This is a genomic window from Falsigemmobacter faecalis (genome assembly GCF_003863335.1).
In the GTDB taxonomy this organism is placed as follows: domain Bacteria; phylum Pseudomonadota; class Alphaproteobacteria; order Rhodobacterales; family Rhodobacteraceae; genus Wagnerdoeblera; species Wagnerdoeblera faecalis.
Genome location: NZ_RRAZ01000004.1, coordinates 45,537 through 58,290 on the forward strand (window position 1 = coordinate 45,537; position 12,754 = coordinate 58,290).

Here is a 12,754-nt window from a genome sequence, read left to right on the forward strand (position 1 = left end):
CACCTCCGCAGACACCGATGAGCCGGGGCATGATCCGGGCGGCAGGCCGATGGCGGGCACAGGCCTATGTAATTGCGGGTCGTAAAGGCTGGCCCGCGGCGGATCAGACAGCCGTGACGGGCCTGATGCCCGGGCGGCGCGGCAGGACATCAGGGATCGCTGTCGGTGTCACATAAGATCGGCGCGGAAGAGGTCAGCCGCCTTGAGCGCGGCTGACCTCTCACCCCGATCAGAGCACGTAGCGCCCGAGATCTGCCGAGCGGGCCAGTTCGCCCAGTTGTGCCTCAACATAGGCCGCGTCGATCACCACGGCCTGACCGCCCCGGTCCGGTGCGGCGAAGGACAGCTCTTCAAAGACCCGCTCCATGACGGTGTAAAGCCGCCGCGCGCCAATGTTTTCCACCGTGCGGTTCACTTCCGCCGCGATGCGGGCCAGCGCGTCGATGCCGTCTTCGGCGAAGGTCACGGTGACGCCCTCCGTGGCCATCAGCGCGGTATACTGACGGGTCAGCGCGTTGTCGGTCTCCGTGAGGATGCGGCGGAAGTCGGCTTCGGTCAGCGCCTTCAGCTCTACCCGGATCGGCAGACGGCCCTGAAGCTCGGGCAGCAGATCCGAGGGTTTGGCGACATGAAACGCGCCCGAGCAGATGAAGAGGATGTGATCGGTCTTCACCGCGCCGAGCTTGGTGGAAACCGTCGTCCCCTCAATCAGCGGCAGCAGATCGCGCTGCACGCCTTCGCGGCTGACATCGGCACCACGGGTTTCGGCGCGGGCGGCGACCTTGTCGATCTCATCGATGAAGACGATGCCCGATTCCTGCACGGCTTCCAGGGCTGCGGCCTTGACCGCATCATCTTCCAGCAGCTTGTCGGCCTCTTCCGAGATCAGCACCTCATAGCTTTCCGCCACGCTGAGGCGCTTGCGGGTTTTGCGACCGCCAAAGGCCTTGCCCAGCAGGTCCTGCAGGCCCTGCATCTGGTCCATGCCGCCCCCCGGCATTCCCGGCATCATCTGCAGCGCGGGCGCGGCCTCCGAGACCTCAATCTCGATCATGGTCTGATCGAGCTCGCCGCGCTTCAGCTTGCCGCGGAACATCTCACGGGTCTGCTCACGGGCATCCGCGCCGGCAATGGCGGCGACCACGCGGTCTTCGGCGGCCTGATGGGCGCGGGCCTTGACCTCTTCGCGCATCCGCGCGCGGGTCTCATTCATCGCCACATCAGCGAGATCGCGGATGATGCTGTCCACATCGCGGCCAACATAGCCCACTTCGGTGAACTTCGTGGCCTCCACCTTCAGGAAGGGCGCCTGGGCGAGCTTCGCGAGACGGCGTGAAATCTCGGTCTTACCCACCCCGGTCGGGCCGATCATCAGGATGTTTTTCGGCTGCACCTCTTCGCGCAGCCCGCCCTCCAGCTGGCGGCGGCGCCAGCGGTTGCGCAAGGCCACGGCGACAGCGCGCTTGGCATCGGACTGGCCGATGATGAAGCGGTCAAGCTCGGAGACGATTTCGCGAGGGGTCAGATCAGTCATATCCGTTGTCCATAAGGAGGAAGGCGGGTCTTGCCGGGAAACTCCGGCAGCGCCCGCAAAAGCGCCCCGCGCAGCCGGTCCCACTGCGCCCCAAGGAACACCAGGCCAAGGCCCAGTCCCAGGATCACCAGCATCGGGCTGTCAAAGAGGGCAAAGACGATCCCGACGGCATAGGCCGCGCCGGAAACCAGAAAGGAGCGCCGGTCGATCACCAGAGCGACCAGCGCCAGCAGGCCAAGGATCAGCAGCAGCGCAAGGCTTTGATCCGCCCCGAGAAGCCGCAGTGCGATCGGATTAATGATCGCAGGCGCGGCCAGCACATGCAGCCAGAAGCCCGTCGCCGCCCGGGTGGAAATCCGGCGCGGATCACTCAGATCAAAGCGCATGGCGATGGCAAAGCAGGCCAGACCAAAGCCCATCGACAACAGCGCCGGCAGCCCCTCAGAGGAGAAATGCAGGATCGCAAAAGCCTCATCAGGGACCATGTCGCGCTGCGCAAGCCAGGTCCAGAGCGTCGTAAAGACCGCCGCCCCGATCAAAAGCGCATCAAAAGGCACCCGGAACACCCGGTAGTGCAGCGCCATGCCAACCGCCGCCGTGGCAAAGGTCAAAGGCGCAAGCGCACTGCCGCGCAGGCCAAAGGCCTCCCCCAGGATGGCACCGAGGGTGAAAAAACTGATCCCGAACATCACCGCCAGCGCGATGGAGGGGGCCACCATCCGCCGCACCAGCGTGAAATAGCGCTGCACCCCGTAAAGCCCCGCCAGCGTCAGCAGAGCCCCGGCCAGCGCCGAAGGCGTCTCCGGCAGGCCGTTTGAGGCAAGCAGGAGTGCCAGCACCCCGGTCCAGCCCGCAAAGAGAATGCTGAGCCCGATGACAATGAAGATCTCATTGAAGCCGCGAAAGAGCTGAAACGGCTCTTCCGAGGGGGCGAGCCCCGCGGCGGTCGAGAGCCGCTGATCGGCCAGCGCCGTCAGACCCGAGGCCTGCGCCTCTGTGATCAGACCCGAGCGGATGGCGCTGTGCAGATCCTCGCGACTGATCATGGGGCGGGCACGCGCTCTACAGTGAGATTGCCGTTGGTATAGACGCAGATCGAGGCCGCAATCGCCATGGCGCGGCGTGCCACATCCTCGGCCGAAAGATCGGTCTCCATCAGGCCGCGCGCTGCGGCCAGAGCAAAGTTGCCGCCCGAGCCGATGGCCGCCACGTCATGTTCCGGCTCCAGCACATCGCCCGCGCCGGTGATGACGTAAAGCCCGTCGCCGTCGGTCACGATCAGCATGGCCTCCAGATTGCGCAGGTATTTGTCCATCCGCCAGTCTTTGGCCAGATCGACGCAGGCGCGCAAAAGCTGCCCCGGGGCGGCTTCCAGCTTGCGCTCCAGCCGTTCCAGCAGGGTGAAAGCATCGGCGGTGGATCCGGCAAAGCCCACCACCACATCGCGCCCGCCGGGAGAAAGTTTGCGCACCTTGCGCGCACTGCCTTTGATGACGGTCTGCCCCAGGCTCACCTGGCCGTCACCGGCAATCACCACTTCCCCGCCCCGGCGCACGCCAAGAATTGTCGTCCCGTGCCAGCCGGGGAATTTATCGTCAGCCATCGTGCCGTGCTCCGTCATAGTCCTGATCCGATATGGCGGCAGGACCCGCAGGGTGCAAGGCCGCGACCTTAATCCACCGCAAGGCCAAGCGGCAGAATTGTGGTGGATTTGATCTCTTCCATGCTCAGAAGCGCGGTGACGTTGTAGATCCGCACCTCTGAAATCAGCGCCTGATAGAAAGTGTCATAGGCGCGGGCGTTTTTCACGCGGACCTTCAGGATATAATCGATGTCACCCGCCAGGCGGTGGGCCTCGAGCACCTCGGGGCGGCTTTGCAGCACCTGAAGGAACTTGCCCTGCCATCCGGCATCATGCTCAGAGGTGCGCACCAGCACGAAAAAACAGGCCTCAAGCCCAAGCGCCTCGGCATCCAGAAGCGCCGTGGTGCGCAGGATCACACCGCTTTCTTTCATCCGCCGGATGCGGTTCCACACCGGCGTCTTGGAGCTGCTGACCCGCCGCGCAATCTCATCAAGCGAGAGCGAGGCATCTTCCTGGAGTGCGGCAAGGATTTTCCGATCCATCTCATCCAGACGGGCAGCCATACCATAGATCTCCTGATGACCGGGACAGATGCGCCCCTTATCGCTAATATCCGGGAATTCCTCCCAAAGCTCAAGGGTGGAACCGCAGATCGGGGGCCGATCTCCCGCTCTGACACCCGTGACGATCCGCCGCCCTTGCACGAAAGGACTGCGGGGCGCATCTCCTCTTCGCGCGGCTTTCCCTTTGCCTCAGATTTCGCTAAGGGAAAAGCCGTTCTGAGTGCGGCCTGACAAGATGGGTCGCGACCTCGCTGTTGCGGTGCCTGACACCCTGAAACGGACCCGAGACGCATGACCGATATGCCCGCCTCTACCCGCCCTGCCACTCTGCTGCCCGATGCGCAGACCGTGACGGAGGTGAAACACTGGACCGACCGTCTGTTTTCCTTCCGCGTGACGCGGCCGCAAAGCCTGCGCTTTCGGTCGGGGGAATTTGTGATGATCGGCCTGACGGGCGAGAACGGCCGCCCGCTGCTGCGCGCCTATTCCATCGCCTCGCCCGCCTGGGATGATGAGCTGGAGTTCTATTCGATCAAAGTGCCGGAAGGTCCGCTGACCTCGAAGCTGCAGCACATCAAACCCGGCGATGAGATCATCCTGCGCCCCAAGCCCGTGGGCACCCTGGTGCATGATGCGCTGCTGCCGGGCAAACGGCTGTGGCTTTTGTCGACGGGGACCGGCTTTGCGCCCTTCGCCTCGCTGCTGCGCGAGCCGGAGACCTGGGAGAAATACGACCAGGTCATCATGATGCACACCTGCCGCGAAGTGGCGGAACTGGCTTACGGCCAGGAGCTGGTCGCAAATCTGCGCGCGGATGAGCTGATCGGAGAGCTGATCGGCGACAAGCTGTTCTACTATCCGACCACCACCCGCGAAGACTTCAGCCATATGGGCCGCGTCACCGACAACCTCAGCTCCGGCAAGGTCTTCCGCGACCTCGGCCTTGAAGAGGGCCTGACGGCTGAGCGCGACCGCGCGATGATCTGCGGTAGCCTGGCTTTCAACGTCGATGTCAAAGCCATCCTGGAAGGCGCGGGCCTGCGCGAGGGCGCAAATTCCGATCCCGGTCACTTCGTGGTCGAAAAAGCCTTCGTCGGCGAAGGTATCTGAACCGACAGTCCTCGCGATAAGGGGCCGGATCTTCCGGCCCCTTTTGCATCTCCGGGGGATGGTTTGCGCATTTCCGCGCCGTTTTCACCGATGCGGTCTCCAGGTGTTTAACGCTTTGGAGGGTTTCCGGGCGATGGCCCCTCCCTGGCGCGGGGAGACCCCTCGCGCAAAAGCCGCGCCGTCGTCTCTTGCGCCCGGACTGCGAAGCACAGAATTTCAAATCTTCCCGGCATATTGGCAGGGAAATGCCCCTTTTCGACCCGCCCCCTCCCGGACAGACGTGCCGCAGCCTGCGACATATCCGCCCGCCTTTGCGGCAGAATCACTTTCGGGGGCGCTGACCGACGTTCCCCCCTGAGCCGTGAAAATCGCCCTGAAATGGCGCAAAATCTGCGGCGCGGAATTGGGCAGTTGTTGCAACTTCAGCCACTTTACGCGCAGCGCAATTCTTTCCATGCTCCTATTTACGCCGCTTTGCATATTTTTTATGCAACACTCAGGATTCCCCAGCAGGCATCTGACTGCACAACGCCCTTCCCTTGTTCCCGCCCTCCGAACATGGTCAGGAGATCACAGGAGAGGGCAACGAAGGAGATCCGGGCCATGAAGAAGATCGAAGCGATCATCAAACCCTTCAAGCTCGATGAAGTCAAAGAGGCGCTCCAGGACGTTGGCATCCAGGGCCTCAGCGTGATCGAAGTCAAAGGCTTCGGTCGCCAGAAAGGTCATACCGAACTCTACCGCGGTGCAGAATATGTCGTCGACTTTCTGCCCAAGGTGAAGATCGAAGTCATCCTCTCGGATGACATGGTGGATGCCGCCGTGGAAGCGATCATCTCCGCTGCCCGCACAGATAAAATCGGCGATGGCAAGATTTTCGTCTCGCCCGTCGAACAGGTCATCCGCATCCGCACCGGCGAGACCGGCGAAGACGCGATTTAATTCCGGGCCAAGGCCCGAACCCGAAACCGAAAACGGAAGGAACCAGGTATGAGCAAGGTTCAGGACGTCCTTAAGCTTCTCAAGGACGAAGATGTCGCTTACGTCGACGTGCGCTTCACCGACCCGAAAGGCAAGCTCCAGCACGTGACGCTGGATGTGGACCTGGTCGACGAAGACTTCTTTGAAGAAGGCTTCATGTTCGACGGCTCCTCGATTGCCGGCTGGAAGTCGATCGATCAGTCCGACATGAAACTGATCCCGGACGCAGGCTCGGCCTATCTCGACCCCTTCTACGCGGAAAAAACGCTTTGCGTTCACTGCGACGTGGTTGAACCGGACACCGGCGAATCCTACGACCGCTGCCCGCGCCAGATCGCGAAAAAAGCAGAAGCCTACCTGAAGTCGACCGGTATCGGCGATACCGCTTACTTCGGCCCGGAAGCTGAATTCTTCATCTTCGACGACGTCCGTTACTCGGTCTCGCCGCAGAAAGTTTCCTACTCGATCGATGCTGCGGCGGCTGCCTGGAACACCGATGCAGAGTTCGAATCCGGCAACCTCGCGCATCGCGCAGGCTTCAAGGGCGGCTATTTCCCGGTCAACCCGATCGACGAAGCGCAGGATCTGCGTTCGGAAATGCTGTCGACCATGAAGCGCATGGGCATGAAGGTCGACAAGCATCACCACGAAGTGGCGAGCTGCCAGCACGAACTCGGCCTGATCTTCGGTGGTCTGGTTGAGCAGGCTGACAACATCCAGAAATACAAATACGTGATCCACAACGTGGCCCACGCCTACGGCAAAACCGTGACCTTCATGCCGAAGCCCATGAAGGGCGACAACGGCTCGGGCATGCACGTGAACATGTCGATCTGGAAAGACGGCAAGCCGCTGTTCTCGGGCGACAAATACGCTGACCTCAGCCAGGAAGCTCTGTGGTTCATCGGTGGTATCCTGAAGCACGCCAAGGCGCTGAACGCGATCACCAACCCGTCGACCAACTCCTACAAGCGTCTGATCCCGGGCTTTGAAGCTCCGGTTCTGCGCGCCTTCTCGGCACGCAACCGCTCGGGCTGCGTTCGTATTCCGTGGACGGAATCGCCGAAAGCCAAGCGCGTTGAAGCCCGCTTCCCCGATCCTTCGGCAAACCCCTACCTCGCGTTTGCAGCGCTCATGATGGCCGGCCTTGACGGCATCAAGAACAAGATCGACCCGGGCCCGGCTTCGGACAAAGACCTCTACGACCTGCCGCCGGAAGAACTGGCAGCAATCCCGACCGTCTGCGGCTCGCTGCGTGAAGCGCTCGAAGAGCTGACCAAAGACATGGACTTCCTGCTGGCTGGTGACGTCTTCACCCGCGACCAGCTGGAATCCTACATCGCGCTGAAGTGGGAAGAGGTTTACGCCTACGAGCACACCCCGCACCCGGTCGAGTACCAGATGTACTACTCCTGCTGATCCCTTTCGGATCAGCCGCAGGCGAAGCACCCCCGGGGGCTTCGCTTTGCGAAAGCTGACAGCGGCTCCCTTCGGGGGGCCGTTTTTATTTGGCCCGGCCCGGGGCTGGTCGCAGGACGCCTGCGGGGCTACCTTTCAGCACATCTGAAGGGAGATCGTTCATGACCACTGCCTCTGACAGCCCCGCCGCTTCCCGCTGGGCCCCGCAGCAGCCCAAAGCCATTCAGTTTTATTCCTACCCCACGCCCAATGGCGTCAAAGTCTCGCTGATGCTCGAAGAGACCGGCCTGCCCTATGACGCCCATCTGGTCGATTTTGGCAAAGGCGATCAGAAAACCCCGGCCTTTCTTGCCGTGAACCCCAATGGCAAAATCCCGGCGATCTATGACCCCGAAGGCCCGGACGGCCGCCCGGTGACGCTGTTTGAAAGCGGCGCGATCCTGCTTTATCTGGCTGAGAAGTCCGGAAAATTCATGCCCGCCGATCAGAAGTGGCAGATCACCCAATGGCTGATGTTCCAGATGGCGGGCATCGGGCCGATGTTCGGGCAGTTCGGCTTTTTCCACCACTATGCCGGTAAAGCCGTCGAAGACCCCCTCCCGCGCGAGCGTTACCGCGCAGAGGCCGCACGGCTGCTGACGGTCCTTGATGGCGCTTTGGAAGGCCAGGACTGGATCGCGGGCGATTATTCCATCGCCGATATGGCCATCGGCCCCTGGCTGCATGGCATGATGCATCACTACAAAGGTGCAGAGGCGGTGGGCTGGAATGATCTGAAAAACGTCCCCGCCTATTTTGCGCGGTTCATGGCCCGCCCGGCGGTGCAGCGCGCGCTGAATATCCCCGCCGTGGCCTGAGCCTGAGCCTGCGGATGCAGCGGGGCGCGCTCCGCTGCATCACGACTGGACAAGTCGGGATTAAGAGAGCAGTCTGGCAGCGCAGAGCCGGGGGGATATGATGCGTAAGTTCATGGTGGTGCTCGATGACAGTCGCGAATGCCTGAATGCGATGCGCTATGCCACGCTCAGGGCCTCGCATACCCATGCGGCCGTGGTGATCCTTTCCATCATTCCGCCGGAAGAGTTTCAGCACTGGATGGGCGTCGCCGATCTGATGCGGGCCGAAGCGCGCGAGCGGATTGAGGCGCATTTTGAGGTCTTCGCCAAATGGATGCGCTCAAAACATAACGTCCATCCGACCCTTGTGATCCGTGAGGGGGAAGTGGCGGCAGAAGTCCTGGCGCAGCTGCGCGAGGACCCGGAAATCGGCGTGCTGGTGCTGGGGGCGGGCTCGGATAAATCGGGCCCCGGTCCACTGGTGACGCTTTTGTCAAAAGGCTCGGCCAATCTGCCCTGCCCGGTCACCATCGTGCCGGGCGAGATGTCGAAAGAGCGGCTTGAGGCGATTACCTGACGCTCAGCTCCGGAAGCGGTTAAACGCCGCCGAGGCCAGCCAGCCCGCCGCAATCGCCAGGGCCAGCGACAGGATGCCATAGATCAGCGGCTGATCGAGGGCGAGGCGGTGCAAAAACCGCTCAAGCCCTTCTTTATGCACATCAATCAACTGCTCTTCTTCGGCGATCACCCGGCCTTCGCGCAACAGAAACACCCGGGTCCGGAAGATGCCTTCCGTCAGATTGGCCGGCAGCAGCACATCGGCACGGATCAGCACCTCACGCTCAAGCTGCACCCCGCCGTCATCGCGGCTGAAGGCCCCGCTTTGGGTGCGAAGCCGCATCAGCGCCTCTGTGAACAGCGCGGTATCATCCGCCTGATGCACCACCCCGATGGTGCGCACCATCTGCGGCAGCGTGATGCGGTGACGCAGATCATCGGTGGCCGAGAGGATCTCTTCGAGCGGGCGGGTTGAGGCTACGGCGTAATAGACCGGGGCCGAAGTGACCTCGACCGCATCCGTATTGACCCAGATCCCGAAGACCCGCTCTTTGCGGCGCACCGTCACCGGGCCCGAGGGGCCTTCGATGGTCACAATGACATCCAGAGGGCCGTCCGGTGCGGGCGCATCCCGCGCCACCGCCCCAAAGACCATGATCTCAGAGCCGTCGAAATTGACGGTGATCCCCACCCGGCTTTGCGACAGGCCGGTAACGACATCCTCCGCCACAGCGGGGGTAGCCGCGCCCAGCAGGAAAAGGGCACTCAGAAGGCGGCGCAGACCCCTCATGGCAGCCGCCCCGGCGTCAGCACGTAAAGCTCTCCCGGCGTGATCAGCAGATCAAGGGCGATCTTCAGCGACATCGTCAGCACCAAAAGCGCCAGCAGCAGCCGCAGCCGTTCGGCCTTGAGCTTCAGCCCGATCCGCGTGCCGATCTGCGCGCCGATCACGCCGCCCACGATCAGCATCACCGCCAGCAGAATATCGACCGAATAGGCCGTGATCGCATGCATCAGCGTGGTGAAAGCGGTCACAAAGATGATCTGGAAAAGCGAGGTCCCGACCACGACTTTCGTGGGCATCCCCAGCAGATAGATCATCGCCGGCACCATGATAAAGCCGCCGCCGACCCCCATGATGGCCGCCAGAAAGCCCACCGCCGCCCCGACCATGATCGGGGGGATCGCGCTGATATAAAGCCCCGAGGCGCGGAATTTCATCTTCAGCGGCAGCCGGTGCACCAGGCGGTGCTGATGCGCGCGGCGCGGGGCCGTATTGGTCTGCGCACGGCGGATGGCGCGCAGGCTTTCCTGCAGCATCATCAGCCCGATCAGCCCGAGAAACAGCACATAAGACAGCTGCACCAGCAGCTCAACCTGGCCCATTTCGCGCAGGATCGAAAAGACCCAGATCCCGACCGCCGAGCCGACCATGCCGCCGCCCAAGAGCACCAGCCCCATCCGGAAATCGACCGTGCGCCGTTTGACATGCGCCAGAACGCCCGAGACCGAGGAGGCCACCACCTGGTTTGCGCCGGTCGCCACAGCCACCCCCGGCGGCACACCGATCAGCATCAGCAAAGGCGTGATCAGAAAGCCGCCGCCCACGCCGAACATGCCCGACAGCACCCCGACCACGCCGCCAAGGCCCAGCAGAGTCAAAGCATTGACCGAGACCTCAGCGATGGGAAGATAAAGCTGCATGAAGACCTGAAGCGCCAGAGTAGCGGAGAGCCTCCACAGTTGCACCCCGTGGCGGCATTGTCAAAGCGACCGAAGCCGCGCCTTACGGCAGGCGGCGCGTCAGCACCAGGGCATCGACCGCAGTGCCCGCAGCCGTGCGGTAATAGCCCCGGCGCCGCCCCGCATTCTGCCAGCCTTCGGCCGCGTAAAGCGCGCGGGCGGCGGTGTTGTCCTCGGCCACCTCCAGAAAGGCGCTGACGGCCCCAAGTGCTGCGCTGCCGTCCTGAAAGGCGGCCATCAGGCGACGGCCCAGCCCCTGGCGCTGTGCGGCGGGATCGACGGCGATGGACAAAAGCTCGGCCTCATCCAAAGTCACCCGGCCCAGCACAAAGCCCCCCGGCAGCACCCGCAACACGGCTCCGGGAGCCGAGGCCAGATCGCGCAGTTCCACCGCGCTCCAGGGGCGGGGATGGGTGAAGCATTTCGCATGGATCTGCGCCAGCGCCGCAAATTCAGGCATCGAGGATCACAGGCGGCGGGTCCGAGGGCGGTGCGGCATCCGCCGGACGCACATAAAGCGGTGCCGGACGCGGCAGCGCTGCCCCCGATCCCAGACGCCGGGTCGCAATCCGGATCATCACCTGCGGCAGATCGAAGTCCTCAAGCGCGCTCCAATGCGGCAGATCGCGCAGGCCAAGGCCAAGCCCGGCCGCAATCTCTGCCGCCGCATGACCGGTGACATCGGCGCTGAGCTGCGCCAGATCCGGTTCCCCCTCGCCCGGGGTCAGCAGATGCGGGGCCGCCAGCGGCGCACCTCCGCCAAAGCGCTGCAGATAGGCCCGCCCCTGAGGCGCGGGAAGCGCGATGAGCAAAGGCCCCTCGCCCGCTCCCTCGGCCTGAATTTCAAACTGCGAGACACCCACCGCCGGGATTTTCAGCGCCAGCGCCAGCCCGCGGGCCGCCGCCACCGCGATGCGGATGCCGGTGAAATTTCCAGGCCCCGTCCCCACCGCCAGGGCAGAAAGGTCGCGAAAGCCCAGCCCCTCTGCAGCCAGAAGCTCGCTCAGCATCGGCATCAGCCGCTCAGCCTGGCCTTTGGCCATATCTTCGCGCCACATGGGCCGGCCTGAAAGGCCCGCCATGATCCAGGGACCGGAGGTATCAAAAGCCAGAACCGGCCCTTTCGGGGCCGGTTCGCGCGCGGGCGCCAGGGCGCTTTGCAGATCAGATGTCATCTCAGGCAGCGACCGGGCGAACCTCGGTGACTTCCGGGATATAGTGACGCAGCAGGTTCTCAATGCCCATCTTCAGGGTGAGCGTTGACGACGGGCAGCCTGCGCAGGCGCCCTTCATATGCAGATAGACCACGCCGCGGTCAAAACCGTGGAAGGTGATATCGCCACCGTCCTGCGCCACAGCCGGACGCACGCGGGTGTCGAGCAGATCTTTGATCTGACGGACAATCTCACCGTCTTCGCCGTCATGGGCCATATGGGCGGCGGCGGCCTCCCCCTCAATGACCGGGGCGCCGGACTGGAAATGCTCCATGATGGCGCCAAGGATTGCAGGTTTCACATGCTCCCAGGCGACATCGGCGGCCTTGGTTACGGTGACGAAATCATGGCCAAGAAAGACCCCCGTCACACCACCGGTCGCAAAGACCCGGCGCGCGAGCGGCGATTTCTGCGCGGCTTCCAGCGAGGGAAAGTCCGCGGTGCCGAGATCCATGACCTCACGGCCAGGCAGGAATTTCAGCGTTGCGGGGTTCGGGGTGGTTTCGGTCTGAATGAACATGGCGGTCCCTCCGGGGCGTTGAAATGGATATGCGACCGGGGGGCGGGTCTGTCAAGGCAAGCGCCCCTCCGGGGGGCTCAGGCCGCCATCGGCCAGATCAGCCGGGTCGGCGTGACGATCAGATCAAGCGGCTGGTCGGTCAGCTCAACAGGGACCAGATCGGCCTCCTGGGCATCAAAGGCAAAGCCGATGGCGGTCACCGGGCCCTTCGCGCGCAAAGCCTCCAGGGTGCGGTCATAAAAGCCGCCGCCATAGCCCAGGCGGTAGCCGCGCGCATCAAAGGCCAGCATCGGCACGATCAGCACCCGGGGGATCCGCTCCGGCGCCGTCCCGGGCGGCATACGGGTGCCGAAACTGCCCTCAACCAGCGGCTCTCCGGGCGTCCAGGTGCGAAAGATCAGCGGCGCGGCTTTGCGCAGCACCACCGGCAGACAGCAGCCCCCCTCATGCGCGGCCATGGCCAGAGCAGGATCGGCCTCGCTGCGCATCGCCGCATAGCCTGCCAGCATCTCACCGCGAAAATCCCCCAGCACCGCCGAGAGGCGCAGATTGGCGGCCGTCAGATTTTCCCGCGCAGCAGCCTCTGCGCGCAGATCCGCCGCCCGCCGTCTCAGATCGGCTTTGAACTGCGCTGTCTGCACGGCCCGCTCCCTTAACCAAATCCACATCTGTCGGGTTGAAAGTGATCCGG

General features: G+C 63.4%; 15 protein-coding genes. 5 read left to right on the forward strand and 10 right to left on the reverse strand.

The window, feature by feature from the left end; all coding sequences use genetic code 11:
- Positions 1 to 229: 229 nt before the first annotated feature.
- The 4 genes from hslU to EG244_RS03495 all read right to left on the reverse strand — a co-directional run bounded on the left by hslU (position 230) and on the right by EG244_RS03495 (position 3,682).
- Positions 230 to 1,534 (reverse strand): ATP-dependent protease ATPase subunit HslU, encoded by a 1,305-nt coding sequence (gene hslU / locus EG244_RS03480; RefSeq protein ID WP_124963626.1) that lies wholly within the window; start codon positions 1,532 to 1,534, stop codon positions 230 to 232.
- Entirely contained in the window at positions 1,531 to 2,580 is a 1,050-nt protein-coding gene (locus tag EG244_RS03485) for a hypothetical protein (RefSeq protein ID WP_124963627.1), read from the reverse strand. The genes hslU and EG244_RS03485 overlap by 4 nt, the downstream gene beginning before the upstream one ends.
- Positions 2,577 to 3,137, reverse strand: a complete 561-nt coding sequence (gene hslV / locus EG244_RS03490; RefSeq protein ID WP_124963628.1) for an ATP-dependent protease subunit HslV — start codon at positions 3,135 to 3,137, stop codon at positions 2,577 to 2,579. The genes EG244_RS03485 and hslV overlap by 4 nt, the downstream gene beginning before the upstream one ends.
- A 68-nt stretch (positions 3,138 to 3,205) precedes the next feature.
- Entirely contained in the window at positions 3,206 to 3,682 is a 477-nt protein-coding gene (locus EG244_RS03495) for an Lrp/AsnC family transcriptional regulator (RefSeq protein WP_124963629.1), read from the reverse strand.
- A 291-nt stretch (positions 3,683 to 3,973) separates the two neighbouring features.
- On the opposite strand from EG244_RS03495, the gene EG244_RS03500 reads away from it, so the two are divergent.
- From EG244_RS03500 to EG244_RS03520, 5 genes are all read left to right on the forward strand, one after another.
- Positions 3,974 to 4,792: a ferredoxin--NADP reductase gene (locus tag EG244_RS03500; RefSeq protein ID WP_124963630.1), complete on the forward strand. Its 819-nt coding sequence runs from the start codon at positions 3,974 to 3,976 to the stop codon at positions 4,790 to 4,792.
- 603 nt (positions 4,793 to 5,395) lie between these two features.
- The gene (locus EG244_RS03505; RefSeq protein WP_124963631.1) at positions 5,396 to 5,734 is read left to right on the forward strand and encodes a P-II family nitrogen regulator; all 339 of its coding nucleotides are present in this window, start codon (positions 5,396 to 5,398) and stop codon (positions 5,732 to 5,734) included.
- A 48-nt stretch (positions 5,735 to 5,782) separates the two neighbouring features.
- Positions 5,783 to 7,192: a type I glutamate--ammonia ligase gene (gene glnA / locus EG244_RS03510; RefSeq protein WP_124963632.1), complete on the forward strand. Its 1,410-nt coding sequence runs from the start codon at positions 5,783 to 5,785 to the stop codon at positions 7,190 to 7,192.
- A 161-nt stretch (positions 7,193 to 7,353) separates the two neighbouring features.
- Complete coding sequence (locus tag EG244_RS03515) at positions 7,354 to 8,049, forward strand: glutathione S-transferase family protein (RefSeq protein WP_124963633.1); 696 nt, start codon at positions 7,354 to 7,356, stop codon at positions 8,047 to 8,049.
- 100 nt (positions 8,050 to 8,149) lie between these two features.
- The gene (locus EG244_RS03520; protein ID WP_124963634.1) at positions 8,150 to 8,605 is read left to right on the forward strand and encodes a universal stress protein; all 456 of its coding nucleotides are present in this window, start codon (positions 8,150 to 8,152) and stop codon (positions 8,603 to 8,605) included.
- A gap of 3 nt (positions 8,606 to 8,608) precedes the next feature.
- On the opposite strand, the gene EG244_RS03525 is transcribed toward EG244_RS03520, so the two are convergent.
- The 6 genes from EG244_RS03525 to EG244_RS03550 all read right to left on the reverse strand — a co-directional run bounded on the left by EG244_RS03525 (position 8,609) and on the right by EG244_RS03550 (position 12,704).
- Positions 8,609 to 9,376, reverse strand: a complete 768-nt coding sequence (locus EG244_RS03525) for a TIGR02186 family protein (protein WP_124963635.1) — start codon at positions 9,374 to 9,376, stop codon at positions 8,609 to 8,611.
- On the reverse strand, positions 9,373 to 10,290 hold the full coding sequence (locus EG244_RS03530) for a sulfite exporter TauE/SafE family protein (RefSeq protein WP_124963636.1): 918 nt from the start codon (positions 10,288 to 10,290) through the stop codon (positions 9,373 to 9,375). The genes EG244_RS03525 and EG244_RS03530 overlap by 4 nt, the downstream gene beginning before the upstream one ends.
- 82 nt (positions 10,291 to 10,372) lie before the next feature.
- Complete coding sequence (locus EG244_RS03535) at positions 10,373 to 10,789, reverse strand: GNAT family N-acetyltransferase (RefSeq protein WP_124963637.1); 417 nt, start codon at positions 10,787 to 10,789, stop codon at positions 10,373 to 10,375.
- Positions 10,782 to 11,504 carry a tRNA (adenosine(37)-N6)-threonylcarbamoyltransferase complex dimerization subunit type 1 TsaB gene (tsaB, locus tag EG244_RS03540; protein WP_124963638.1) on the reverse strand — a complete coding sequence of 241 codons (723 nt, stop codon included), beginning with the start codon at positions 11,502 to 11,504 and terminating at the stop codon, positions 10,782 to 10,784. The genes EG244_RS03535 and tsaB overlap by 8 nt, the downstream gene beginning before the upstream one ends.
- Before the next feature lies 1 nt (position 11,505).
- Entirely contained in the window at positions 11,506 to 12,063 is a 558-nt protein-coding gene (locus EG244_RS03545) for a NifU family protein (protein WP_124963639.1), read from the reverse strand.
- A gap of 77 nt (positions 12,064 to 12,140) precedes the next feature.
- The gene (locus EG244_RS03550) at positions 12,141 to 12,704 is read right to left on the reverse strand and encodes a 5-formyltetrahydrofolate cyclo-ligase (protein WP_233588906.1); all 564 of its coding nucleotides are present in this window, start codon (positions 12,702 to 12,704) and stop codon (positions 12,141 to 12,143) included.
- Positions 12,705 to 12,754: the final 50 nt, after the last annotated feature.